Origin of the sequence: Glutamicibacter soli (assembly GCF_052322135.1) — a bacterium.
Classification (GTDB): Bacteria; Actinomycetota; Actinomycetes; order Actinomycetales; family Micrococcaceae; genus Glutamicibacter; species Glutamicibacter soli.
In genome coordinates this window covers 1217441-1240485 of the sequence record NZ_CM125969.1, presented here as the reverse complement: position 1 = coordinate 1240485, position 23045 = coordinate 1217441, and the positions used below count along the sequence as shown (strand labels likewise).

27 protein-coding genes are annotated in these 23045 nt (G+C 62.5%); 6 read left to right on the top strand and 21 right to left on the bottom strand.

Translation table 11 applies throughout. The features are described 5' to 3' along the window. Positions 1-41: 41 nt before the first annotated feature. Both ACTX90_RS05925 and ACTX90_RS05920 read right to left on the bottom strand, forming a co-directional pair. The gene (locus ACTX90_RS05925) at positions 42-422 is read right to left on the bottom strand and encodes a hypothetical protein (protein WP_053797728.1); all 381 of its coding nucleotides are present in this window, start codon (positions 420-422) and stop codon (positions 42-44) included. Continuing rightward, positions 419-763 (bottom strand): PadR family transcriptional regulator, encoded by a 345-nt coding sequence (locus tag ACTX90_RS05920; RefSeq protein ID WP_443443470.1) that lies wholly within the window; start codon positions 761-763, stop codon positions 419-421. Before ACTX90_RS05920 ends, ACTX90_RS05925 begins: the two co-directional genes overlap by 4 nt. A 331-nt stretch (positions 764-1094) precedes the next feature. Here ACTX90_RS05920 and ACTX90_RS05915 point away from each other — a divergent pair, with 331 nt between their 5' ends. The 3 genes from ACTX90_RS05915 to ACTX90_RS05905 all read left to right on the top strand — a co-directional run bounded on the left by ACTX90_RS05915 (position 1095) and on the right by ACTX90_RS05905 (position 2209). Then, positions 1095-1619 (top strand): phosphoribosyltransferase, encoded by a 525-nt coding sequence (locus ACTX90_RS05915; protein WP_047121177.1) that lies wholly within the window; start codon positions 1095-1097, stop codon positions 1617-1619. A gap of 82 nt (positions 1620-1701) precedes the next feature. After that, complete coding sequence (locus tag ACTX90_RS05910) at positions 1702-1932, top strand: hypothetical protein (protein ID WP_443443469.1); 231 nt, start codon at positions 1702-1704, stop codon at positions 1930-1932. Beyond that, complete coding sequence (locus ACTX90_RS05905; protein ID WP_443443467.1) at positions 1901-2209, top strand: GNAT family N-acetyltransferase; 309 nt, start codon at positions 1901-1903, stop codon at positions 2207-2209. The genes ACTX90_RS05910 and ACTX90_RS05905 overlap by 32 nt, the downstream gene beginning before the upstream one ends. Here ACTX90_RS05905 and ACTX90_RS05900 read toward each other — a convergent pair. Then, the gene (locus tag ACTX90_RS05900) at positions 2167-2331 is read right to left on the bottom strand and encodes a hypothetical protein (protein WP_160309118.1); all 165 of its coding nucleotides are present in this window, start codon (positions 2329-2331) and stop codon (positions 2167-2169) included. The genes ACTX90_RS05905 and ACTX90_RS05900 overlap by 43 nt on opposite strands. A 200-nt stretch (positions 2332-2531) precedes the next feature. Here ACTX90_RS05900 and ACTX90_RS05895 point away from each other — a divergent pair, with 200 nt between their 5' ends. Beyond that, on the top strand, positions 2532-3137 hold the full coding sequence (locus ACTX90_RS05895) for a class I SAM-dependent methyltransferase (RefSeq protein ID WP_113606579.1): 606 nt from the start codon (positions 2532-2534) through the stop codon (positions 3135-3137). Between the two features lie 66 nt (positions 3138-3203). On the opposite strand, the gene pheT is transcribed toward ACTX90_RS05895, so the two are convergent. From pheT to infC, 8 genes are all read right to left on the bottom strand, one after another. Then, a complete protein-coding gene (pheT, locus tag ACTX90_RS05890) occupies positions 3204-5744 on the bottom strand; it encodes a phenylalanine--tRNA ligase subunit beta (RefSeq protein ID WP_443443464.1) in 2541 nt (846 codons plus the stop codon). 3 nt (positions 5745-5747) lie between these two features. Next, positions 5748-6827: a phenylalanine--tRNA ligase subunit alpha gene (gene pheS / locus ACTX90_RS05885; RefSeq protein ID WP_047121174.1), complete on the bottom strand. Its 1080-nt coding sequence runs from the start codon at positions 6825-6827 to the stop codon at positions 5748-5750. A 142-nt stretch (positions 6828-6969) separates the two neighbouring features. After that, positions 6970-7614, bottom strand: coding sequence for an LppM family (lipo)protein (locus ACTX90_RS05880; protein WP_113606581.1), 645 nt, complete (start codon positions 7612-7614; stop codon positions 6970-6972). Between the two features lie 63 nt (positions 7615-7677). Next, positions 7678-8127 carry a (deoxy)nucleoside triphosphate pyrophosphohydrolase gene (locus ACTX90_RS05875; RefSeq protein ID WP_443443462.1) on the bottom strand — a complete coding sequence of 150 codons (450 nt, stop codon included), beginning with the start codon at positions 8125-8127 and terminating at the stop codon, positions 7678-7680. A gap of 35 nt (positions 8128-8162) precedes the next feature. Beyond that, a complete protein-coding gene (locus ACTX90_RS05870) occupies positions 8163-9041 on the bottom strand; it encodes a TrmH family RNA methyltransferase (RefSeq protein WP_047121171.1) in 879 nt (292 codons plus the stop codon). 97 nt (positions 9042-9138) lie between these two features. After that, complete coding sequence (gene rplT, locus ACTX90_RS05865; protein WP_047121170.1) at positions 9139-9819, bottom strand: 50S ribosomal protein L20, sunset domain variant; 681 nt, start codon at positions 9817-9819, stop codon at positions 9139-9141. 99 nt (positions 9820-9918) lie between these two features. Continuing rightward, the gene (gene rpmI, locus ACTX90_RS05860; RefSeq protein WP_047121169.1) at positions 9919-10113 is read right to left on the bottom strand and encodes a 50S ribosomal protein L35; all 195 of its coding nucleotides are present in this window, start codon (positions 10111-10113) and stop codon (positions 9919-9921) included. A 169-nt stretch (positions 10114-10282) separates the two neighbouring features. After that, entirely contained in the window at positions 10283-10933 is a 651-nt protein-coding gene (infC, locus tag ACTX90_RS05855; protein WP_053797719.1) for a translation initiation factor IF-3, read from the bottom strand. Between the two features lie 324 nt (positions 10934-11257). Here infC and ACTX90_RS05850 point away from each other — a divergent pair, with 324 nt between their 5' ends. After that, entirely contained in the window at positions 11258-11623 is a 366-nt protein-coding gene (locus tag ACTX90_RS05850; RefSeq protein WP_053797718.1) for a DUF1844 domain-containing protein, read from the top strand. Positions 11624-11743: 120 nt separating this feature from the next. Here the strand turns inward: ACTX90_RS05850 and ACTX90_RS05845 are convergent, their stop codons facing one another. The 8 genes from ACTX90_RS05845 to ACTX90_RS05810 all read right to left on the bottom strand — a co-directional run bounded on the left by ACTX90_RS05845 (position 11744) and on the right by ACTX90_RS05810 (position 18091). Beyond that, positions 11744-13078 (bottom strand): MFS transporter, encoded by a 1335-nt coding sequence (locus ACTX90_RS05845; RefSeq protein WP_424572432.1) that lies wholly within the window; start codon positions 13076-13078, stop codon positions 11744-11746. 34 nt (positions 13079-13112) lie between these two features. Then, positions 13113-13994, bottom strand: a complete 882-nt coding sequence (locus ACTX90_RS05840; RefSeq protein ID WP_424679042.1) for an SseB family protein — start codon at positions 13992-13994, stop codon at positions 13113-13115. A 354-nt stretch (positions 13995-14348) separates the two neighbouring features. Further along, a complete protein-coding gene (gene priA, locus ACTX90_RS05835; RefSeq protein ID WP_443443459.1) occupies positions 14349-15086 on the bottom strand; it encodes a bifunctional 1-(5-phosphoribosyl)-5-((5-phosphoribosylamino)methylideneamino)imidazole-4-carboxamide isomerase/phosphoribosylanthranilate isomerase PriA in 738 nt (245 codons plus the stop codon). Between the two features lie 25 nt (positions 15087-15111). Next, positions 15112-15261 (bottom strand): CG2302 family histidine operon protein, encoded by a 150-nt coding sequence (locus ACTX90_RS05830; protein ID WP_183043112.1) that lies wholly within the window; start codon positions 15259-15261, stop codon positions 15112-15114. A 1-nt stretch (position 15262) separates the two neighbouring features. Next, positions 15263-15898, bottom strand: coding sequence for an imidazole glycerol phosphate synthase subunit HisH (gene hisH / locus ACTX90_RS05825; protein WP_047121163.1), 636 nt, complete (start codon positions 15896-15898; stop codon positions 15263-15265). Then, the gene (hisB, locus tag ACTX90_RS05820; protein ID WP_047121162.1) at positions 15899-16519 is read right to left on the bottom strand and encodes an imidazoleglycerol-phosphate dehydratase HisB; all 621 of its coding nucleotides are present in this window, start codon (positions 16517-16519) and stop codon (positions 15899-15901) included. Between the two features lie 21 nt (positions 16520-16540). Beyond that, complete coding sequence (locus tag ACTX90_RS05815) at positions 16541-17647, bottom strand: histidinol-phosphate transaminase (protein WP_443443457.1); 1107 nt, start codon at positions 17645-17647, stop codon at positions 16541-16543. Between the two features lie 90 nt (positions 17648-17737). After that, on the bottom strand, positions 17738-18091 hold the full coding sequence (locus ACTX90_RS05810; RefSeq protein WP_047121160.1) for a LysM peptidoglycan-binding domain-containing protein: 354 nt from the start codon (positions 18089-18091) through the stop codon (positions 17738-17740). A 256-nt stretch (positions 18092-18347) separates the two neighbouring features. On the opposite strand from ACTX90_RS05810, the gene lexA reads away from it, so the two are divergent. After that, complete coding sequence (lexA, locus tag ACTX90_RS05805; RefSeq protein ID WP_047121159.1) at positions 18348-19067, top strand: transcriptional repressor LexA; 720 nt, start codon at positions 18348-18350, stop codon at positions 19065-19067. 112 nt (positions 19068-19179) lie between these two features. Here the strand turns inward: lexA and ACTX90_RS05800 are convergent, their stop codons facing one another. Beyond that, entirely contained in the window at positions 19180-21177 is a 1998-nt protein-coding gene (locus ACTX90_RS05800; protein WP_424679040.1) for an ATP-dependent DNA helicase, read from the bottom strand. Continuing rightward, on the bottom strand, positions 21170-22738 hold the full coding sequence (gene hflX / locus ACTX90_RS05795) for a GTPase HflX (protein WP_504434245.1): 1569 nt from the start codon (positions 22736-22738) through the stop codon (positions 21170-21172). Before hflX ends, ACTX90_RS05800 begins: the two co-directional genes overlap by 8 nt. Between the last annotated feature and the right edge of the window lie 307 nt (positions 22739-23045).

Genomic DNA, 23045 nt, shown 5'->3' with positions numbered 1-23045 from the left:
GCCATTGTCCCGGATCGCTCGTCTCGCGAACGGCCATCGCACTACGAGACTCGGGCAGGCCGGAAGTAGTCCACCAGGAATCCAAGGAGCAAACCCGCGGCGATGACGGCGAGCGCTGGCAGGATCACCAGAGGGCCGACATAATCCCGGATATCGATCCCCGCGAGCGGTTTGCCGAAGAAGGCGAAAAGCAGGTACACGATCGCCAGCACCATGCCGACGCTGGCAATGGCCCGGCCCTGCGTGCGCCGCTTTCGTTTCGGGAACTGCTTGGCGTACTCCTCGGCAGGGCCGAATTCCGTCTCGACGGAGGTTCCCGCTGTGTTCTCATAGGACCGAACCTCTTTGAGCGTCTCAGCGATCTCCGCTTCAGTCATGCCCTGCATCCGCAGGTTGAAGGCCAGCTTCCGTTCGTAGTTCATGATTTCTCCTGGCTGGTCGTTCGGATGCTGGTCAAGGCCCGGGTCATGCCTGTCCACGCGGCTTCAGCACGCAGAAGTTCCGCCTCGCCCTGCGGCGTGAGCTTGAAGAGCTTGCGCGGAGGTCCCGCGTGCTCGTGCGTCCACAGGTGCTGCGTAAGCTTCTGCTCGTCCAACCGCTTCAGCAGCGGGTACAGCGTCCCACCCTTGATCCGCGCAAAACCGTGCTGGCGAAGCTTCTCGGCAATGGCGTACCCGTGGTTCCCCCCATGGCTCAGCACCGCAAGCACCGCCTGCGGCAGCGCGGCCCGCGTCAGTTCCGGATAGTCTTCAAAATCTTCCATCCTTAGATATCCTCACTAGCCAGGTAGCCTTACAACCCAATTCGCTGAATATAGCTCTCAGGGATGATCAGCTCCCCACTGCCCTGCGCCACTCGGCGCAAGACTCCCCGTGCCCCGCCGGCAGCTCGGACTCGCACGCGGGAGCGCAGATCGACGGTATATCAGAGATGCGGGTAACACTTCGTCCGGAACCGATGGCCTTGCAGACTTTCGAATTCAACGCTTCGTCGCATATCAGACCAGCAATAATGATGGGAGAAGAACCAAGAAATCCGAAAGGATGAAACCCTTTCATGTCAATGCGTGTTACAAGTGGTTGTAAAATCGGAGGATGACTAGCATTGACGATTCCGGCGCAGCCGTACTTCCTGAAGCCGAACGCGAAGTTCTCACCTGGGACACCTTCGGTGTGGCATCCCGCGAACTGGCACAGACCGTTGTCGACAGCGGTTTCGAGACCGACGTAGTCGTGGCCATCGCCCGCGGCGGACTGCTGTTGGCCGGTTCCATCGCCTACGCCTTGGGCGCCAAGGCCTGCGGTGCCCTGAACGTGGAGTTCTACACCGGCATTGGCACGGTTCTTGAGGAGCCAGTGGTGCTTCCTCCGATGCTGGACGAGGGCGCGCTGCACGGCAAGAACGTGCTGCTCGTTGACGACGTCTCGGATTCCGGCCGCACCCTTGCCAAGGTCGTCGACCTCATCTCCGAATGGGGCGCAAACGTCAAGACCGTTTGCCTCTACACCAAGCCGCGCACCATCATGGTTCCCGACTACGAATGGCGCCGCACCGACAAGTGGATCACCTTCCCATGGTCGGATTTGCCACCTGTCGAGAAGACCGTATCCGGCAGCTAGAACCGGCAAAGCACTCTGCTGACATGCCGAGGAATGCGAACCCTTCGTTCCATTCCTCGGCATTCACTTTTAAACTTGTCCCATGACAGAACCCGTGCGTTTGATGCCCTTTTACACAGCGGATCATGATTTCCTGGCCAAGCTCGCCAGTGATCCGCGTGTCACGGCCTTTATTGGCGACGGCAGGCCGTGGACGGGCCCCTATCTTTCGCGACGAATGGAGCAGGCGCTGCAGGATCCGGGCGTCCAATGGTTTATCGCTTGGCAGGGAAAGGACTCGGGTGGGATTCTTCACCGCCACGCGCAAGCCTGAAGCAAGTGAAATCGGCTATTGGGTTGACCCGCAGTTCTGGGGACGGGGCATCGCCGGCCACATGATCCCCCAAGGCGTGTCATTGCTGGCCGACCAGGGCGCCACGGCGTTTATCGCCAGGGCATTAAGGAGCAATACCGGTTCGCTCAAGTTGCTGGAGCGCAACGGATTCACCACGCAGGGCACCGATGCCGAGGACCTGGTCACCCTGGCCCTGCGGATCGCCCCGAATACCTACCGCTCGGCAGACTCCGAAGTTTCGGAAGACGGCTTGTAGCCGTCCCTGAATTCTTGTTCGCGCTGCTGGTCCTGCGCTGGTTCGTCCAGATGCGTTCCCGCACCGCGCTGGATCAGCAGCACCGCGCCCCACGCAATGGCGATAGCCGCCACGACAGCCATCGCTCCCAAAACCACAACGAGCAGGCAAGCCCCCGTTTTCCGCGCAGCAGACATGGGTTCCCCTTTCGCACCGAATCAACCCAAGCCACAAGTCTAGCCCGTGGACAAGGCCGGCCGTTCACGCGTTCGCATCCTAGCTAGGACGGGCTTCCTGGGATGATAATGCTCTGCATACCTCAATTACGGCGGAGGGGATCACCATGGAAATCAACTACGGCTTGTATTACCGCTTGGGCTTGCACCCCTGGGAACACTACGCCAAGCTCCACCTCGCCAACTTCGAGCATCAGCTGCAGGTCGAAATCGAGCAGCATGCAGGTGCATCCCCTGGTGTTCTCCCCCGGGCCATTGATCTCGGCTACGGCAGCGGGATCCACTGCCGCCGCATGGCCGCGGCAGGTTTCGAGGTAGTCGGCGTGGATGCGCAGCAGCGGGCCCTGGTCCGTGCCCGTGACCAGGCCGGGCCGCACGAGACCTACGTACAGGCCGACGTGACAGACCTGTCCGAGCTGACGCCTGGGTTCAATTTCTTCCTGGATTCCGGGTGCCTGCAAGGTCTGGTAGGCGAAGCCCGCAGCCGCTACGGGCATGCGGTCGGCCGGCTGGCCGCGCCAGGCGCGACGTTCCTGGCCTTGCAATTCGGCAACTCCCGATTCAACTCGTTCATCGGAGGGATCTCCCGCGAAGAGCTGCAGGACGTCCTTCCCCAGTGGGCGCTGATCGACGACTACCCAGCCGAAACCCGCGAGCTGGGCTGGTTCCAGAAGCAATCCCGGCCGCACTGGTACCGATTCCTGTACCGCTAGCGGGCAAGGGAAACGCCCCGACTCTCCGGGGGTCCGGGGAGTCGGGGCGTGCTGCGCTGTTGCGTCCTAGCGCTGGACGGCGCCGAACTTCTCGGCGGCCACGGCCACCGCGGCGGCACGCGCCTCGGAAGCCTCGTCAGCGGTCAGGGTGCGGTCGGTGGCGCGGAAACGCAGGCCGAAGGCCAGCGACTTCTTGCCGTCCTCGATGCCCTTGCCCTCGTAGACGTCGAACAGCGCGACGTCTTCCAGCAGCTCGCCGGCGCCTTCGCGCAGGGCAGCCAGCACGTCGCCGGCCACGACCTCGCGGTCGACCACCAAGGCCACGTCCTGGGTGGCCAGCGGCTGGGTGGACAGGTGCTCGGCGACCACTACTGCGGGGGCGGCGTCCATCACGGCTGCGGCATTCAGTTCGAAGGCCACGGTGCGCGCCGGAAGATCGGCATCCTTCAGCAGGGCCGGGTGCAGCTCGCCGGCGTAGCCGACGATCTCGCCGTTCAGCTTCAGCGCCGCGGCACGGCCCGGGTGGAACGCCTGGTGGCTGCCCTGGGCGATCTCCAGCTCGGTGCCCAGGATGTCGGCGACGGTGCGCGCGGCATCCAGTGCGTCGGCCCAGTCCCATGCGCGCGGGGCGAACCCGGCGGCGGCCGGAGCCTCATGGCCGGTGAACACGCCGGCGATCTGCCATGGCTGGTTCGGCACGCCGGCGAAGAGCTCGGCCAGCACCTCGTCGCTCGGCTTGGCGCCCAGCGGGGGAAGCACGCTGGAACCCAGCTGCTCGCCCGGAAGGAAGACTAAGCCGCCTTCGTACAGGGCCAGGTCGCGGAAGCCGCGGCCGTTGTTGCGGCGGGCGGTGTCCAGCAGGCCCGGCAGCAGCGAGGTGCGCAGGAAGCGGAATTCCTTGGAGATCGGGTTGGCCAGGGTGATGGCCTTGACCTGGTCCCCGGCCTGCGCCGCGCCGAAGGTGTTGTTCTGCGCCTCGGAGACGAACGGGTAGCAGAGCACCTCGGTCATGCCGAAGTCGGCCAGGCCCTGCAGCACGCGGCGGCGCTGGGACTGGGAACGGCTCAGGCCGCGGCCCGGAGGGGCTACCGGCAGGGTGGCAGGGATCTGGTCGTAGCCGATCACGCGGGCGACCTCTTCGACCAGGTCTTCCTTGATGGCCAGGTCCGGGCGCCAGCTCGGGGCGGTCACGGTGAAGCCGGCGGCGTCCTGCGACACCTCGGCGCCGATGCCTTCCAGCGCGGAGATGATCTGCGCATCGGTGTAGTCCACGCCGATCAGCGCCGAGGCGAAGCCTGCGGGCAGCACGATCTGCGCGGCCTGCGGCACGGCTCCGGCGTCGGTGATCTTGGCGGTCTCGGTGCCGCCGGCCAGCTCGACCAGCAGGTCCACGGCGCGCTGCGCGGCGATCTGCATGATGCGCGGGTCCACGCCGCGTTCGAAGCGCTTGGAGGCTTCGGAGGGCAGCTTGTGGCGGCGCCGCGAGCGGGCGATGGACACCGCGTCGAAGTGCGCGGCCTCGATCAGCACGCGGGAAGTCGCATCCGACACCTCGGTGCTGGCCCCGCCCATGACGCCGGCGATGCCGATGGCGCCGGACTCGTCGGTGATCAGCAGGTCCTCGACCGACAGCTCGCGTTCCTTCTCATCCAGGGTGGTGAGCTTCTCGCCGGCTGCCGCGCGGCGCACGGTGATGGCGCCGGAGAGCTTGTCCGCGTCGTAGAAGTGCAGCGGGGAACCCAGCTCCAGCATCACGTAGTTGGAGATGTCCACTGGCAGGGAGATCGAGCGCATCCCGGCCAGCTGCAGGCGCGAAGCCATCCAGCGCGGGGTCGGACGGGTCGGGTCGATGCCGGTCACCTCGCGGGTCACGAAGCGGGTGCAGCCCGCCACGCCGTAGATCGGCGCGTCATCGGCGAGCACCACCGGGTGCCCGGCTTCGGCGGCGTCCGTGACCTGGACCTTGGAGGCCGGATCGGTGAACGCGGTGCCGGTGGCCAGCCCGTATTCGCGGGCCACGCCGCGGATCGAGAAGCAGTAGCCGCGGTCAGGGGTCACGTTGATCTCCGCGGCCTGGTCGTCCAGGCCGAAGAGCTCGAGCACGTCGGTGCCCAGCTCCGGGTCCAGGCCCAGGCGGGAGAGCACGATGATGCCGTCGTGGTCGTCGCCGATGCCCAGCTCGCGGCTGGAGGCGATCATGCCGGCCGAGGTGTGGCCGTAGGTCTTGCGCGGGGAGATCTTGAAGTCGCCGGGCAGCACGGCGCCCGGAAGGGTGACGACCACCTTGTCGCCCTCCACGAAGTTGTGCGCGCCGCACACGATGCCCTGCACGCCGGAGGGGTCGATGCCCTTGCCGGTCAGGGTCTGCTCGGCGCCCTCAGGCACCACGCGGACCTGGCACCAGTTGATGGTCTTGCCGTTGGAGGCTTCCTCCTTGACCAGCGAGAGCACCTGGCCGACCACGATCGGCCCGGAAAGCTCGTCGGAGGGGCGGTGGACGTCTTCTTCCTCCAAGCCGACCTTGACCAGGTCCGCCATGAGGTCTTCGGCCGAGGCATCGGCAGGAAGCTGCGTGTACTCGCGCAGCCATGACAGTGGAATACGCATAACTTAGATCTCCATCCCGAAGTGCTGGCTGAAACGTACGTCGCCCTCGATCATGTCGTGCATGTCCGGGACGTCGTTGCGGAACATGAGCGTGCGCTCGATGCCCATGCCGAAGGCGAAGCCGGAGTATTCCTCCGGATCGATGCCTGCGGCGCGCAGCACGTTCGGGTTGATCATTCCGCAGCCGCCCCACTCGATCCAGCGCGGGCCGCCCTTGGCGCCCGGGTGCCAGATGTCGAGTTCGGCGCTCGGTTCGGTGAACGGGAAGTAGGCAGGGCGCAGTCGGATCTGCGCTTCGGCGCCGAACATCTGCCGTGCGAAGTGCTCCAGGGTTCCGCGCAGGTCGGCCATGGTCAGGCCCTTGTCCACGGCCAGGCCTTCGAACTGGTGGAAGACCGGGGTGTGGGTTGCGTCCAGCTCGTCGGTGCGGAAGGTGCGGCCCGGGCATAGCACGTAGACCGGGACTTCGCGTTCAAGCATGGAGCGGACCTGCACCGGGGAGGTGTGGGTGCGCAGCACCAGATGGGCGTCTGCAGGCTCGATGAAGAAGGTGTCCTGCATTTCGCGGGCCGGGTGGTCCGGCTTGAAGTTCAGCGCGTCGAAGTTGAACCACTCGGATTCCACCTCGGGGCCTTCGGCGATCTCCCAGCCCATGCCCACGAAGATGTCCGAGACGCGGTCCTGCAAGACCGACAGCGGGTGGCGGGCTCCGGCGCGGCGGCGGCGCGGGGCGGCGGTGACGTCGACGGTTTCCTCGACGAGGATGCGTGCGGCTTCGGCTTCTTCCAGCACCACGGTGCGGGCGGCCAAGGCCTTGTTGACCCGTCCGCGGGCGCCGCCCACGAGCTTGCCGGCGACGGCCTTTTCCGACTTGTCCAGCTTGCCGATCTGGCGGTTGGCCAGCGACAGCGGCGACTTCTCGCCGGTGTGCGCCAGGCGCGCTTCCTTCAGCTCGTTCAAGTCCCCGGCGGCTTCGATGGCCGCCAGGGCGGCTTCTACTGCCTGGGAAATCGCGGCTTCATCGGTGGGGTGCGGAATGTTCGGCTCCGCGTCCGGAGCCGTTGATGGTGTCTGATCAGACATGGGATCGATCGATCCTTACTCTTATCTTGTAATTACTCGTTCAAGCACTTTGCTTCTATTCTATTGCCAAGGGCCCGTCTTCGTTTCAACGATGACGGGCCCTGAGCGTGGCACTGCTTACGCAGCTGCGGTGAAATCCGCGTTAGTGGGATTCCTTGGCGGCCTTGGGGCTGAAGGCGAGCACGAAGACCAGGGTCAGCACGAGCAGCGCGCCGCCGAAGATCGTCGAGTAGAACAGCGAGAAATCTGCCTTGCCGGTCGCCTGGTAGGTCTCGGCGCCCTGGATCAAGTCGAAGGTCACGGTGTGGTGGTCGACCTCGCCGGCGGTGGTGGAAACGATCGCGCCCGGGAAGGTCACCGCGAAGTTCGCCTCGGTGAAGCTGGAGTCCACGGCGGTCTGGCCGGTGCCCGGCATCGAGAAGCTGAACTCCTGGCCGTTGCCGGAGATGGCGACCGGGAAACCGAAGACGGTGAAGGCGTCGGCAAGCTCCGTGAAGGTCATGGTCTTGGCGGTGGTGAAGGCCAGTCCGACGTTTGTGCCGTCATCGATGTCGGTGGTGGTCCAGACGCCGGCCAGCTGGGAGTTCAGCTGGTCCATGTTGACCTGGGTGGCCAGCAGATCCTGGAAGTCCAGGCCCTGGAGCGCGTCCTTTTTCATGGTGACCTCGACGGTACCGGTGGCCTTGTCGTCGCCCTGGATGCTGACGCCGGCGTTCATGCTGACGCAGCCGGACAGGGCCAGCACGGCAGCGAATGCCAGCGCAATGACGCTAATGAGTCTCTTCACGGAGACGCTCCTTGAATTCTTGGGGACGTGGCTAGCTAGCCACTGTTGACGCTATATACCAGTCTACGGGTGTCCGGCCAGATGGCCGATTCGGCTCAGATTTAGACAGGCCCGGACGATCGGCGCATCGGCGGGAATCCACTTAACCGCTTCGCCCAGCGAATCGTCCAGGTCGAGCCACGCCAGTTGGTCGTGGCCGTCCAAAGGCTGTGGTTCCCCTTGCGTGATGACGGCGAACCAGACGCGCATCGCTGCCTTGTCGTTCAGTTGCCAGCCCTGCGCCAGCGGACCGGTAATTTCGGCCCCGAGGCTCAGCTCGACACCCAGTTCCTCGCGCAGTTCGCGGTGCACCGCTGAGGTGTCGGACTCCCCCGGTTCGACCTTGCCGCCGGGGAATTCCCACAGGCCGGCCAAGGCTTCGGGACGGTTGCGGCGCGCGGCGAGCATCCGGGTCGGCGAGGTGAGGTCGTCGACGATCGCCACCGCGACGATCTGCTTCAGTGGGGTATTCATTCAGGTTTGCTTCCCTCGGGGTCGATTGCGGTCGGTCAGCGCTGCGCGCGGGCCGAGCCGTAGAGGCAGACCGTGGCCGCGGTTCCGACATTGAGAGACTCGGCGACACCGTACAGCGGAACTGCGACGCGGAAGTCGGCCGAGGCTTTTTCGTGGTCGTCCAGTCCTTGGCCTTCGTTGCCGAACAGCCACATGGTGGCAGATTCAAGCACGGGTTCGGTTCCCTCGGAAGGGGTGGCGCTTCCAGCGTGGGCGCGCAGCACCGCCTGGTCCTGCAGGGTGTCGAGGTTGTGGGCTGCATAGCCGTCGGCTGCCAGCACCTGGACGCCGGTAGCCTTGGCAGCCGCCGCGAGGTGGTCGAATTCGATGTTGCTGAGCACCGGGAGGTGGAACAGCGAGCCCACCGTGGAGCGCACGGCTTTCGGATTGTAGATATCCACGCTGCCCTTGGTCAGCACCACCGCGTCCGCGCCGGCGGCGTCGGCTGCGCGCAGGATGGTTCCGGCGTTGCCCGGGTCCTGGACGCGGCAGAGCACAGCAATCAGTTTCGGCTTGGCTTCCAGCACCTCGCTGAGTTGCGGCTGGCTCATGGCCACCACCCCCAGGATCCCCTGCGGGCTCTGCGTATCCGCCATGGCGAGCAGCACTTCCCCGGTGACGAGGCGAGGTGTCAGCTTGCTGTCGGCCAGCAGCGCGTTGAACTCGGGGTGGCTTTCAAGGAATCCGGGAACCGCATAGATGTCCTGGATGAGGTTGTCGTTGTGCCGGTGCGCCAGCAGCGCTTCCCGCACGGCCTGCGGGCCTTCGGCGAGGAACTGACCGGTGGCTTCACGTCCCTTGCGGCTGGCAAGCCGCGCGACGGCCTTGACCCTGTCGGCGCGTGGATTGGACATGAGCTCGGGCGAATAGGTCATGATTCGAGAATACCGGTAGAAACACCAAAGGGCGGGATCCGCACCTAGTGCGGATCCCACCCTTTGGTGTGATCTCTCTAATAAAGAGGAAGTAGATTTACTTCATCTTCTGGCGGGCTTCGCCGCCGGCAGGCTCGAAGCCTGCGGCCTTGGCAGCCTCGATGGAGTTGAACCAAACTTCAGCGTCAGTCTGCTCGTACCAAGTCGAGCCCGGTACGTGGTACTTGTTGGAGCCTGCATTGCCCTTGATGATGAAGCCCTCTGGGACCTCAGCACCTTCAACTACCTTGAAGACGCCGTTTGCTTGCGTAGCCTCTGCGGCTGGGGCCTTTGCGGCCTCTGGAGCAGCGGCAGCAGCCTTAGCAGCAGCCTTTGGGGCTGCAGCGGCTACTACCTTAGGCGCTTTTGGGGCGTTGACGTCAGCCGGCAGGGCACCCTTTGCTACCTGAACCAGAGTGGCGAATGCGTTGGAGTCCGAGACAGCCAGCTCGGCAAGCATGCGGCGGTCAACCTCGATCTCAGCGGCCTTCAGGCCCTGGATCAGACGGTTGTAGGTCAGACCGTTGGCGCGGGATGCAGCGTTGATGCGCTGGATCCACAGGCGGCGGAAGTCACCCTTGCGCTTGCGACGGTCGTTGAAGCTGTAAACGAACGAGTGGAGCAGCTGCTCCTTGGCCTTGCGGTACAGGCGCGAACGCTGACCGCGGTAGCCCTTGGCGCGTTCCATTACGACGCGACGCTTCTTGTGGGCGTTTACTGCCCGCTTCACACGTGCCACGTGTGTTCTCCTTCAAGTTGGTTCCCCAGGCCGCGGTGGCGGAATGGGAGAAGTCTATGGGTGGTGGGGTGATGCTTCCCCGAATTGCGAAAGGGAGGCTTAGAGGCCCAGCATCCGCTTGATGGTCTTCACATCGGCCTTTGCGACCAGCTGGTCAGAAGCCAGGCGACGGGTCAGTCGCGAGGACTTGTGCTCCAGGTAGTGACGGCGGTTAGCCTGCTGGCGGACGAGCTTACCGCTGCCGGTAACCTTGAAGCGCTTCTTGGCGCCACTGTGAGTCTTGAACTTCGGCATAGCTGCCGTTCTCCTTACGTGCTCCACACGGCAATTGAATGACGTGTAGGGATCATCCGAAGCGGGCCCCTTGCGAAAGGTGACCGCTGCTGTTCTCTTGTAGTTGGATCTTCCAAGGAAGTTCCTTCACCGTCTAGCGGTGACGGGCTCGAAAGCCCAACAGGCTTGGCTAGGCGTCGCCTTCAGCTGCTTGGCGTGCCTGCTCCAGCTTGGCGCGAGATTCCTCGTCCATCGCTGCTGCGACATTCTGGCCTTCGGTCTCGGCTGGAGCGTCGGTGCGGATCTTGCGCTTGGCCGAATCACGGCCACCCGACTTCTGCTGCTGTTCGCGGCGAGCCTCGGCCTTGTTCTTCAGCGGACCTACAACCATGACCATGTTTCGGCCATCGATGCGCGGGCTGGATTCAATGACGCCAACCTCGGCGACATCCGCTGCAAACTTCTCCAGCAGGCGGATACCCATCTCGGGACGCTGCTGTTCACGACCACGGAACTGGATCATGGCCTTGACCTTGTCACCGGCGCCCAGGAAGCGCAGTGCGTGGCCGACCTTGGTCTGGTAGTCGTGGGTGTCAATCTTCAGGCGGAAGCGAACTTCCTTCAGGACCGTATTGGTCTGGTTCTTGCGAGCTTCGCGAGCCTTGACAGCGGCTTCGTACTTGTACTTGCCGAAGTCCATCAGTTTGCACACTGGAGGCTTGGCGTTGGGTGCCACCTCGACCAAGTCCAGATCGGACTCGTGAGCCAGTCGAAGCGCGTCCTCGATGCGGACGATGCCTACCTGCTCACCATTGGGGCCGACGAGACGTACCTCTGGCACGCGAATGCGCTCATTAATGCGTGGATCGCTGATGTGTCACTCCTGAAATCCTAAGTTCCATACCCGCAAACGAAGAAGGCCTCCGGCTGCGATTGCAGGCGAAGGCCACAGTGACGACACAATGGATCTGCGGAAATTTCCGAGTTCCATCTTGGATATGCTCAGGCATATCCTGCCGAATTACCCGGAAGCCTCAAAACGGCGACAGCGGGTGGGAGTTGGCCTCCACTTGCTTGGCTCAATACTAATACGATCCGTCCGCCCGGCGCGAACCGGTGGACCCTGACTGCATGTATCGAGTCGGTCTGTGACAAGCTTAGCAGTATGAGTACCGAAGACACCAACTCGCATCAGCACTCCGTCGACCAGCAGGTGCGTGACATCGCTGAGGTCGCTGCAGTAGAGATCATCACGACCGCTGCCGTTCACCTGATGAGCGCCGCCGCCGTCAAATGCGGCCTGGCCGAAGGCGATGACGCAAATGAACTGAAGGATTTGGACGAAGCCCGCAAGCTGATCACCGCCCTCGCCGGCCTAGTCACCGCTGGTGCACCTGAGATTGGTTCGCAGCATGCAGCGCCGCTGCGCGACGGCCTGCGTAGCCTGCAGCTGGCCTTCCGCGAAGCCTCGCTGATCCCCGACGCACCAGGCAAGGGCCCGGGCGAAAAGTTCACCGGACCGGTCAACTAGGCTTCGATCCGAAAAAATATTAGAGATTAAGATCATCCTCGGTCCGGCACATTGTGCCGAACCGAGGATGATGTTTTTGTTCTTGTAACCGAAGATCCGCGTAAACGGTATCTACGCCATCTACGCCGCGATGCGGGTACGGGTGCGCTGCCGGCGGACCCGGCGGCGAATCTGCTGGGCAAGCAATGCCAGGACAACAACGATGATGGCCAGCGAACCGATGCCGACGAATGCCAGCGGGGGGCCGAAATTGTCGACCATCACGCCGGTCATCGGGGACCCCAACGCCGTGCCGCCGGTCATGGCCGACCCGTACCAGCCCATGGCCTCGCCACGGCGCTTTTCAGCCACCAGGTCGGTCAGCCACTCCGAGGCGGCGGACAAGGTCGGTGCGCACATGAAGCCAGGCAGCGCGGAGAAGATCGCCAGAGACAGCGGATCCCAGGCGAAGAACATCGGGATCGTCAAGATCGCCATGAGCAGCAGCAGGACAAGGGGCGAAATATTGCGGCGCATGGCGCCGTACAGCAGGCCGCCAATCAAGGATGCGCCGCACCAAAACAGGAACACGAGGCCAAGCTGTTCGCTGTTCCCGCCAGCTTCAAGTTCAGCCACGATGGATACCTCGGTGCCGGTCAGCAGCATTCCTGCTCCGGAGGCCGCGATGAAGACCGCGAGCACCGAGGCGCTGACCCAGTTGAAGCGGTTTTTGAAGTTCTTGCCGCGCTTCTTGATCCTGGCACGCGCAGATTTCATGCCGGCCAGAATCAATTCGCCTTCAACTTCCGGCACGCCTACCGGAGCCGCGGCGATGAAGCTCGCCTCGGCGCCGAGCCGTTCTTCGTGGGCGTTGGACTTGTTTGCCGACGCCTTGGGGTCGGCGCTGCTGGTCGGAGGGTTCAAGAGCATCATGGCCAATCCGGCCGCCGAGGCCGTCACGCCGATGACGCTCAGCCCGATGGTGCTTGAAATCTGCGTTGCCACGATACCTGCGGCTGCCGGGCCGACGATGAACACCAGTTCGGTGGCGGTGGCATCCAGGGCGAACGCGGTGCGCCGTTGCTCGCCGGTGGTCATCACGCCCAAGGCGGTTCGGACCACGGAGAAGACCGGCAGGGCGAAGAGCCCGCCGATGAAAGCCAGCGGATAGATCCATACCAGCGTGACGTGCGGGACTGTGCACCAGACCGCTGTTTCGACGATGACCGAGGGAATCAGCGCCCTGCGCAGACCCCACATGTCTACGCGGGCACCGCGCCAAGGTGCGCCGATCGCGATGCCAATGGTCATCAAGGCTGTCACCAAGCCGGCGGAAACCCAGCTCTGGTCCAGGTTCGTGACCAGATGGAGCAAAAGCAGCATGCCCAACGCCGAATGAGGAAGCCGAGCGACCATGCCGATAACCAGCAGCGAAGCGATCTGAGGCTGACGCAGGATCTGCCAGTAGTTCTTCATGACGCGGAGTATTCCTCTTCGTGTAGGCCCATCCCTAGCTGGATGAGCTGAGCAAGCTGATTTCTATCGAGTCCACCGCCTCGGCGAACTCGGGTTTTCGAGCCAATAGCCCGTGAATATTTGTCGCGATCTCTCGCGCATCGTTTTCGCTGGTTCCTGCCGCGAAAACGAACTGCAGGTTCAATTCCGGTCCGGAGCCGCCTCCGGGCACTGCGTTGCCCTGCGCATCTCGTGAACCAACACCTCGGCCTGGTGCTATCTGCACTTTGCGAAGCTGGGCGTAGCCACTCGTCGCGTCCTGGACGATTTCAGCAATGCCCTGGTTCAGATAGCTCGGTGTCCATTCGATCTGCTTGGCAAGGTTCCACATGCCCGGTCGTCGAAGGACAAACGTGTAGTCGCCGCCCGGATCCAGCACCAGTAATTGGCATTCTTCGCTGACCGCAGACAACGCGGCGCGCGGGGCGTAGACCGCGACTGGTCTCGCTTCGTTGTGCCAGGCCTGGAGCCGCTCCACGGTGGTGAACACCGGCAAGGCCATGCGTCCGTCCGGCCCCTTGATCTTGACCAGGGCCATGTCGGCTTCCTTGTCGGAGGCGAAGCCGTGCTCGGTCATCGCTTCTTCGCCAAGCTGGGCTACTACTGCAACGAAAACCCGGGCGTTGGCCAGCGACTGGTGGACGCCGGACTCGCTGCCGTTGCCGGCTCGCAGATCAGCCAGCGCCTGCATCACCGCCTCATCTGCCAGTCCGTCGTCCTTGTCGAACTTGTGCAGCGGGTTTTCATCACCGGCCAGGTCCCGGCCTTCCCAGCTTTGACCTGCGGAATCAGTCGGGGAACCTGCCCGCGCCAGTGCCGCGGCGATATGTCCGGGCAGGTGGCGCTTGGGTGCGGATTCAGGTTGCGCGGTGCTCATAGATCCATGCTATCTGTGAGAACCCCGGTGGAAGAACAAGTTTCAGGGACTCGGGCATGAGCTTGCCCACGAGACCTTGGGCACACTTCAGATATTCGAGCCTGGCCACAACGCGGCGGATGTGGCATCTTGAAATGATAATGCGCAAGGACACGGAATCCGAGAGCCTGTTTGCCACGGCAATGCCGGGCTATGTCCCGCAGGGCGCAGTTCGCGGCCTGGGCGGGGGCTCATCCGTCCCCCGCCGTTGGCCACAGACGCCGCAGGAGGTTCATATTCGGCTTCATAAAAAATCGTGGACCGGCTGGATTTTTCCAACCGATCCACGACTTCAAAGGTCTGGCTCAGACCTATTTAGCGACGGCCTGCCACTTCAAGCGCCTCGGGCAGCGTGAACTGCCCCGAGTACAGGGCCTTGCCCATGATGGCGCCTTCGATGCCTTCCGGCACCAACGCACGCAGAACACGCAGGTCTTCGAGGGAAGAGATACCGCCCGATGCGACAACCGGCTTGTTGGTTTTCGAGGCGATCTCGCGCAGCAATTCAACGTTGGGTCCACGCAGGGTTCCGTCCTTCGTGACGTCAGTGACGACGTAGCGCGCACAGCCGGCATCCTCCAAGCGGGCAAGCACCTCCCAGAGGTCTCCCCCGTCCTTGGTCCAGCCATGGCCGGAGAGCGTAGTGCCACGCACATCCATGCCCACGGCGATCTTGTCGCCGTGGCGGGCAATGGCATTGCGGGTCCACTCCGGGTTCTCCAGTGCGGCCGTCCCGAGGTTCACGCGGGTGGCGCCGAATTCCAGTGCGCGATCTAGTGACGCGTCATCACGGATTCCGCCGGAGAGCTCAACCTTGATGGACAGCTCCTGGGCGATTCGCTGGACGATCTCGATGTTGCTGCCGCGACCGAAGGCGGCGTCGAGGTCGACCAGGTGCAGCCATTCTGCACCGTCGTTCTGCCAGGCCAGCGCCGCTTCCAGAGGGTCGCCGTATCCAGTTTCGGATCCGGCTTCACCCTGCACCAGGCGAACCGCCTGTCCGCCGGCGATATCTACTGCGGGAAGCAGTTCGAGAATTGGTTGCTCACTCATGTTGTCCTTCTTCGAAAGTTTGAAACTAGAGGGTCAAGACCCATGCTGCGATGACACAACCAGCTGCCAGGCCCCACGCGGCAATGATCCACGACAGGTGCGCTTTCTGGTTCTTCAAGGAGATTGCTCCGCCGGCAAGAAATGCGCCGACCCCGAGGAGTACGATCGACCACATTCTAGAGAGTCTCCAGCCAGTTGCTCAGCAGCTTCTTGCCAGCTTCGCCAGACTTCTCCGGGTGGAATTGCACTGCCGACAAGGCACCGTTTTCAACGGCTGCGATGAATGGGGTTCCGTGGGTGGACCAGGTAACCTGCGGCGGAGTCATTGCCGGCTGGGTGACGTCGAATTCCCACTTCTGCACTCCATATGAATGCACGAAGTAGAAGCGCTCGTTTTCGATACCTGCAAAGAGCTTGGTGTTTTCCGGCGGACGAACGGTGTTCCAGCCCATATGCGGGATGACATCAGCCTGCAGCCGCTCTACGGTGCCTGGCCACTCGCCAATACCCGCCGTCTTGACGCCGTGTTCCACGCCTTCGTCGAAGAAGACCTGATGTCCAACGCAGATTCCGAGCACGGGCTTGCCGCCGGCGATACGGCGACCGATCCAGCGCAGTGCACCGAGCTTGGTCAGCTGGTCCATGACCGATGCGTAGGCGCCGACGCCGGGAACGACCAGACCGTCAGCCGCTTGGACCTTGTCCGCGTCTGCGGTCAGCTCTACCTCGGCTCCGGCGGCTTCAAGCGCACGCACTGCCGAGCGAACGTTGCCCGAACCGTAGTCCAGGACAACAACTTTCTTTTTTGCCACTTAAAGGGCACCCTTCGTGGATGGAATCTTGTCGCCCATGCGTTCGTCGTGCTCGACGGCTTCGCGCAAGGCACGGGCGAAGGACTTGAACTGCGCTTCGACGATGTGGTGCGGGTCGCGGCCCGAGAGCACCTCGATGTGGGCACAAATCTGCGCGTGGAACGTGATCGCCTCGAAAACGTGACGGGTCATCGAACCGGTGAAGTGTCCACCGATCAGATGGTATTCCTGGCCGGCCGGCTCGCCGCCGTGCACCAGGTAGGGGCGCCCGGAGACATCTACAACGGAGCGGGCTAGTGCTTCGTCCAGCGGTGCGTAGGAAGTGCCGAAGCGGCGGATACCCGCCTTGTTGCCCAGGGCAACACGCAGCACCTCGCCGATGGTGATCGCGGTGTCTTCCACTGTGTGGTGTACGTCGATATGGGTGTCGCCGGTTGCACGCACGGTGAGGTCGATCAGCGAGTGCTTGGACAGGGCAGTGAGCATATGGTCGAAGAACGGCACGGTGGTGCTGATCTCCGAGACGCCTGAGCCATCGAGATCCAGTTCAACGAATACCGAGGATTCGCTGGTGACTCGTTCCATACGGGCGCGACGTGCGCCAATCAATTCGGCAGACATGTCTTCCTTCGCTTGTCTTTTCTACTTCTGTGCGCTGAGCAGTTCGGTCAGCCGCTCCAAGAAGGCGGTGGTTTCGGCCTCAGTTCCCGCGGTGACTCGCAGGGTGCCGGCGATTCCGTTGTCACGGATGATGATTCCGGCGTCGAGAAGCCCCTGCCAAATGGCGTGGGGGTCGTCCAGGCCGCCGAAAAAGACGAAGTTCGAGTCTGAAACCGAAGGCTTCAAACCCAGCTCGGTCAAGGTGCTCACGATGCGGTCGCGCTGGGTCTTGATTTCTTCGACCTGTGCCAGCAGAAGGTCAACGTTCTTCAGCGCGGCAATGGCGGTCGCCTGGGTCACTGCAGAGAGGTGGTAGGGCAGGCGGACAAGCCGAATCGCATCGGTGACTTCCGGTGCCGCAGCCAAGTAGCCCACTCGGGCGCCAGCCAGGCCGAAGGCCTTGGACATCGTGCGGCTGACAATCAAGCGCTGGCGACCTCCGAGGAGGCTCAGTGCCGACTTGGTCTTGGCCAGTGAAAATTCAGCGTAGGCCTCGTCGACGATGACCATAGCGTTGGTCTCGGAGGCTGCCTCGTAGACAGCCTCGATGACATCCAGTCCCAATGCCGTGCCGGTTGGGTTGTTCGGAGAGCAGAGGAAAACGATATTCGGTGTGTGCTCGCGTACCTGCGCGGCAGCAGAGTCGGCCGAGAGAGTGAAATCATCGGCGCGTTGGCCGGCGATGTATTCGGTATCGGTTCCGCTGGCCAGCAGCGGGTACATGGAATAAGTGGGGCCGAAACTCATGACGCTTCGACCGGGGCCACCGAAGGCTTGCAGGATCTGCTGCAGGATCTCATTGGAACCGTTCGCGGCCCAAATGTTCTCGCGATCCAGATCGTGGCCCAGGTACTTGGCTAGGAGTTCACGCAATTCCACGAATTCACGATCCGGGTAGCGATTCAGCGTGGCCGCTGCCTTGGAGACTTCTTGAGCGATTGCATCAATCACGGTCTGCGGAAGCGGATGGGTGTTCTCATTGACATTCAGCTGAATTGGTACGTCAATTTGTGGCGCACCGTAAGGGGACAGCCCGCGGAGATTCTCACGCAAGGGCAGCTGACTCAATAGTTCACTGCGGACATTCACGTCATTAAGTCTAATGGCGCAGTCGTCGGTTCAAGAATTGGCGACAAACCTTGGTAACAATACCTGTCGCCATTTTGAGGGTTTGACCGGCTAGTTGGCCAACACCGGGATCTCCAAGGTGTCGCCAACGCGGATCTCGCTGGAGTCCAGTGCGTTGATCTCCGTGATATGCTCCATGGCCGCATTCACGTCGTAGCCTACGGCGTATTCACGGGCGAGATCCCACAACGAGTCGCCCGGGATGACGGTCACGGCCACGGTTTCAACACCTTGCGGCGAGTTGGACGCCGCCTGGGCACTTGAAGTGAACATGGTGATCAGGAATGCGGCGGCGATGGTCAGAATGAACACCGGGACCCCAACCAGCACGGCCCAGCCGCGACGATTGATGCGGATCTTCATGTGTTCTTTGGTGCGTTTCGAGTCAAGTGCGGCGGTTGCCATGACTATTCTCCTCAACAGTGGCATGATGCGAACCTGTCTTCGAATACTGTTTTCGAAGATGTGTTCGATTCTCGTATATCTTTTCTAACAGAACTTCGCGGAAATTGTCCAGACACTTTCGAACAAATCTTTGAAAGACTCCCTCACATCGACTAAGATTTCGAAGTAGAAGAGGAACGAATACATAACATCACTGGCTTCCGACAGTTAGGCATCCGCCCAGCTCACGACCGGTGATTAGGGAAGGCTAAAGGTCATGTCAGCTTCAGAGCGCACTCCCCGATCGAATGCACGTTCGCTGACGATCCGCCAGAAGAAAATTCTCGAGACCATCCAGCGCTCGATCGGAAAGAACGGCTATCCGCCGTCGATGCGCGAGATCGGCGACACCGTGGGCCTCAAGAGCCTGTCGAGTGTCACGCACCAGTTGAGCCAGCTTGAAAAGCTCGGCTACCTTCGTCGTGATCCACGCCGACCTCGTGCCATGGAGATCCTGCTGCCGCTGCAGCTCAGCGAGGATGCCGCAGCGGCCGAGGCGCCCAAGCCAGCGGAAGAGGCCGGCAAGGAAGATGCGAAGATCATTGAGCTGAGCACCTCCGCGGACACCACTATGGTGCCGCTGGTTGGCCGTATCGCCGCTGGTGGACCGATCCTTGCAGATCAGACGGTAGAGGACGTGTTCGCGCTTCCGCGCCAGCTGGTGGGCCACGGAGAGCTGTTCATGCTTCGAGTCTCAGGAGACTCGATGGTTGATGCTGCGATCTGCGACGGCGACTGGGTTGTTGTGCGTCGCCAGCAAACTGCGAACAACGGCGACATCGTGGCTGCATTGCTCGATGAAGAAGCTACCGTGAAGACGTTCCGGCAGCGCGACGGTCATACCTGGTTGTTGCCGCAGAATTCTCGGTACGAGCCGATCCTCGGTGATGCAGCGACCGTCATGGGACGCGTTGTATCGGTCATGCGTTCGCTCTAATCCGACAAATCGAAGAGCGCTGGGGTGCAGTTCAATATGACTGCGTCCCAGCGCTCTTTGCTTCGACACGGGCTCAGCCGTGCCGGCTTCCGCGGAATGAACCAATACCGATCTAGCGGTTCGGGTCCATCCGCTTGAGGACACCGGTGATGGTCTTCTTGTCCACGGTGGGCCACATCGGCGGCAACGAGGCCTTGAGGAAACTGCCGTAGCGTGCGGTAGCCATGCGTGAGTCGAGGATTGCCACGACGCCCTTGTCCGACACGGAACGAATCAACCGGCCAGCGCCCTGGGCCAGACGGATCGCGGCGTGGGTGGCCGAAACCTGCATGAAACCGTTACCGCCGTGCTTCTGCACGTCTTCGGTGCGGGCCTTGGAGATCGGATCGTCCGGACGCGGGAACGGGATCTTGTCGATAATAACCAAACGGCAGGAGTCGCCAGGCACGTCTACGCCCTGCCAGAGAGTCATGGTGCCGAAGAGACAAGTGTCCCGTTCCTCGGCAAACTGCGCTACCAGAGACTTCATGCTCGCATCACCCTGGCAGAGGATCTCGACGTCGAGGCGCTCGCGCAAGATCGCCGCCGCTTCTTCGGCAGAACGCTTCGAGGTGAACAGCGCCAACGCGCCGCCGCCCGAAGCCTTGATCAGATCCTCGATTTCGTCCAGGGTCTCGGCGGCAAGCTGCCTGCCGGGTTTGGGCAGGTGCTTGGCGACATACAAGATGCCCTGCTTCGGATAATCGAATGGGCTGCCGACGTCGATGCCTGTCCATGACGGTGCACCGGCACCCAGGAGCCCCAGTGAACCGGCCACCGAGTCGAATTGCGCGCCGATGGCCAAGGTGGCGCTGGTCAAGATGACGGTACGACCGTCAAAGAGTCCTTCGCGCAGTTTTCCGGCCACGGACAGCGGTGCCACGTTAAGTGTCGCCGGCTGGTTGTCATCCGCCTCGACATAGCCGCGGCCTTCGACAAATTCTCGCGGACGGGTCGTGTAGAGCACCTCCCGGCGGTCTTCGGCTTCGAGCATGCGGATGGCGTCGTCCATGACGGCCTGCATTTGCGACCTGGCGGTCTGGCGACCACCATCGGCCGGCGCGTTGGCTTCAGGCTTCGTCAATGCGAGAATGAGCCGGGCCTGTTCCACGATGTCGTTCAGGGCGATTCCCATGTCCTCGCGCAGGCCGGTCTGCAACAACCCGGTCGGTACGCCGGTCAAGGCCTTTTCAAGTCTGTTGGTGGCTTTGACCAATTCGTCAACGTTGACGGCGCAATGGCGCTTGGCCCCGCCCGCTGCGGTGAGCACCATACGAGCCGACAGTGCCCCTGAGACCGAGCTGGTGACGCGGTCCTGGAGCTCGTGGGCCTCATCGATGATGGCGACGTCGAAGTCCGGGAGCACCGACAGCCCTTCGAAGGCGGAGACCGCCAGCAGGGCGTGGTTGGTAATCACCACGTCGGATTCGGCGGCCCGGGCGCGGGCCATCTCTGAGAAGCATTCATCGGCCATAGGGCATTTCTGGGAGCCAAGGCACTCCATGGCGGACACCGAAACCTGTTTCCATGCCTTGTCGCTGACTCCGGGGACCAGTTCGTCCCGGTCCCCTGTGTCGGTGCGCTCGGCCCATTCGCGAAGCTTCATGACTTCGCTGGCCAGCGGGGAAAATGTCTGTCCCCTGGGCGCGGCGGGCTCATCCATGGAGAACAACGTGCCTTCGTCGTCTTCCGGGTATCCGCCGCCGAGCTTGTACTGGCAGAGGTAGTTGGAGCGGCCCTTGAGCAGGGCCACGTCCATGGGTCGCGAAAGCTTGCCTTTGAGAGACTCCAGGAGCCGAGGTACGTCACGTCCGACGATCTGCGACTGCAACGCCAAGGTTGCAGTCGATACGATTACCGGTTTGGCGCTGGTCTGGGCGTGTGCCAGTGCCGGGATCAGGTAGCCCATGGACTTGCCCGTACCGGTTCCTGCTTGCACCAGCAGATGCTCTTCGTCTTCCAGCGCCGATACAACGTGCTTGACCATTTCCTGCTGGCCGGCGCGCATGGCGCCGCCCATGGAAGTTACTGCGGCTTCCAGCAGGTCAAGGGCCTGCTCTTGCTTATCCATGAAGGTTGAAAGTCTCCAACTCTGCTGCCAACGATTCTCGTACCTTGACGATTAATCTGGTTCCGTTCTCCAGATGCTCGCTTTCAAGGATTTCAGACTCACTCTGATGAAGTTTCGCGATCAGATCCCCGCGGTTATATGGGATCAGCACTTCCATCTGCACTCCCGGGCGCGGAATTGAAGAGCTGACCTTCGCCAGAAGCTCCTTGATTCCCTCACCGGTGTGTGCCGAGACAACCACGGTGTTGGATTCGCGGTTTCGGACCCTTTCAATAACAAATGGGTCAGCCACATCAGCCTTGTTCAGCACGATGATCTCGGGAATGTTCAGCGCATCGACTTCGCCCAGCACCGTACGCACTGCCTGGATCTGGCCTTCCGGATCCGGATGCGAGGCATCAACAACGTGAAGAATCAGGTCGGAATCCGCAATTTCCTCCAGCGTCGAGCGGAAAGCCTCCACCAGCTGCGTTGGCAGGTTGGACACGAAACCCACCGTATCCGCCAGCGTGTAGGTCAGCCCGTCCTCGGTGGCCGCCTGCCGCACCGTGGGATCCAGGGTGGCGAACAGCGCGTTCTCCACCAAGACCCCGGCATTGGTCAGTCGGTTCAGCAGGGAGGACTTCCCGGCATTGGTATAGCCGGCAATGGCGACCGCGGGAACGTCGTTGCGGCGGCGGTTTGCGCGCTTGGCTTCTCGGGCCGGCTTCATCGCCTTGATCTCACGGCGCAATTTTGCCATGCGGTCGCGAATGCGGCGGCGATCCATTTCAATCTTGGTTTCACCCGGGCCACGCGAACCAATGCCGCCGCCCGCGGCGCCCACCCGGCCGCCGGCCTGGCGGGACATGGATTCGCCCCAGCCACGCAGACGCGGAAGCAGGTATTCCAGCTGGGCCAGTTCGACCTGGGCCTTGCCTTCACGGGACTTCGCATGCTGCGCGAAGATGTCCAGGATCAAACTGGTGCGGTCGATGACCTTGACCTTGACAACGTCTTCCAGCGCACGGCGCTGCGACGGGGCCAGTTCGGCATCGACAATCACGGTATCGGCGCCAGTGGAGGCTACGATCTCGCGCAACTCCATGGCCTTGCCCGAGCCCAGATACGTCGACGGGTCTGGCTTGCTGCGGCGCTGCACAACACCGTCGAGTACTTCCGAGCCTGCGGTTTCCGCTAGCGCTGCCAATTCGCGCAGCGAATTCTCCGCTTCGGTGACGCTTCCATCGGTCCAGACTCCGGCCAGCACCACACGCTCAAGGCGCAGCTGGCGGTATTCCACCTCGGTGACGTCTTCGAGCTCCGTAGAGAGGCCTGCAACGCGTCGCAGGGCGCGACGCTCGGCCAGGTCGTCCTGCTCACCGTCATAGGTGGAATAGCCGGAGGAAAAACGGTTCAGGGCGGTCGCCTGACCAGAGAAAATGGATTCATCATCGGATGCGAAATGCTGCACCTGAGGCCCCTGGGCCTCGTCTGCCGCAAGGATGCGGTCGATGGCGGCCTGAATCTGGGCGTCGTCCATCGACGATGAATCGTGTTCGTGTGACTCGGAGTTAGTCATGGTCTCCTTTGAAGTACTTCGCTTTCCAGAATAGTGCGGGGCACCCCCACTTCGCGACGTGGCGCGGTCGGTTTCAAGGTGTTCGTTGGTCATTGAGTATCCTTTGCAGAAATCGGTAGCAGCATTCGGTGCTGATGGTGATGCGGTTACGCAAACGCAAAGGCAAGGTGAAGACCCCAACACACCTGGGAGTCTGGAAAGTAGAAAAGACTTTGCCGCCTGCGGATTCCGCCGTCCGGGCGCGCAAGACCAGCGCCGGGGATTCGGGAATCACGGGTAACCGTGTGGGCTACGTATTAGACGAAGA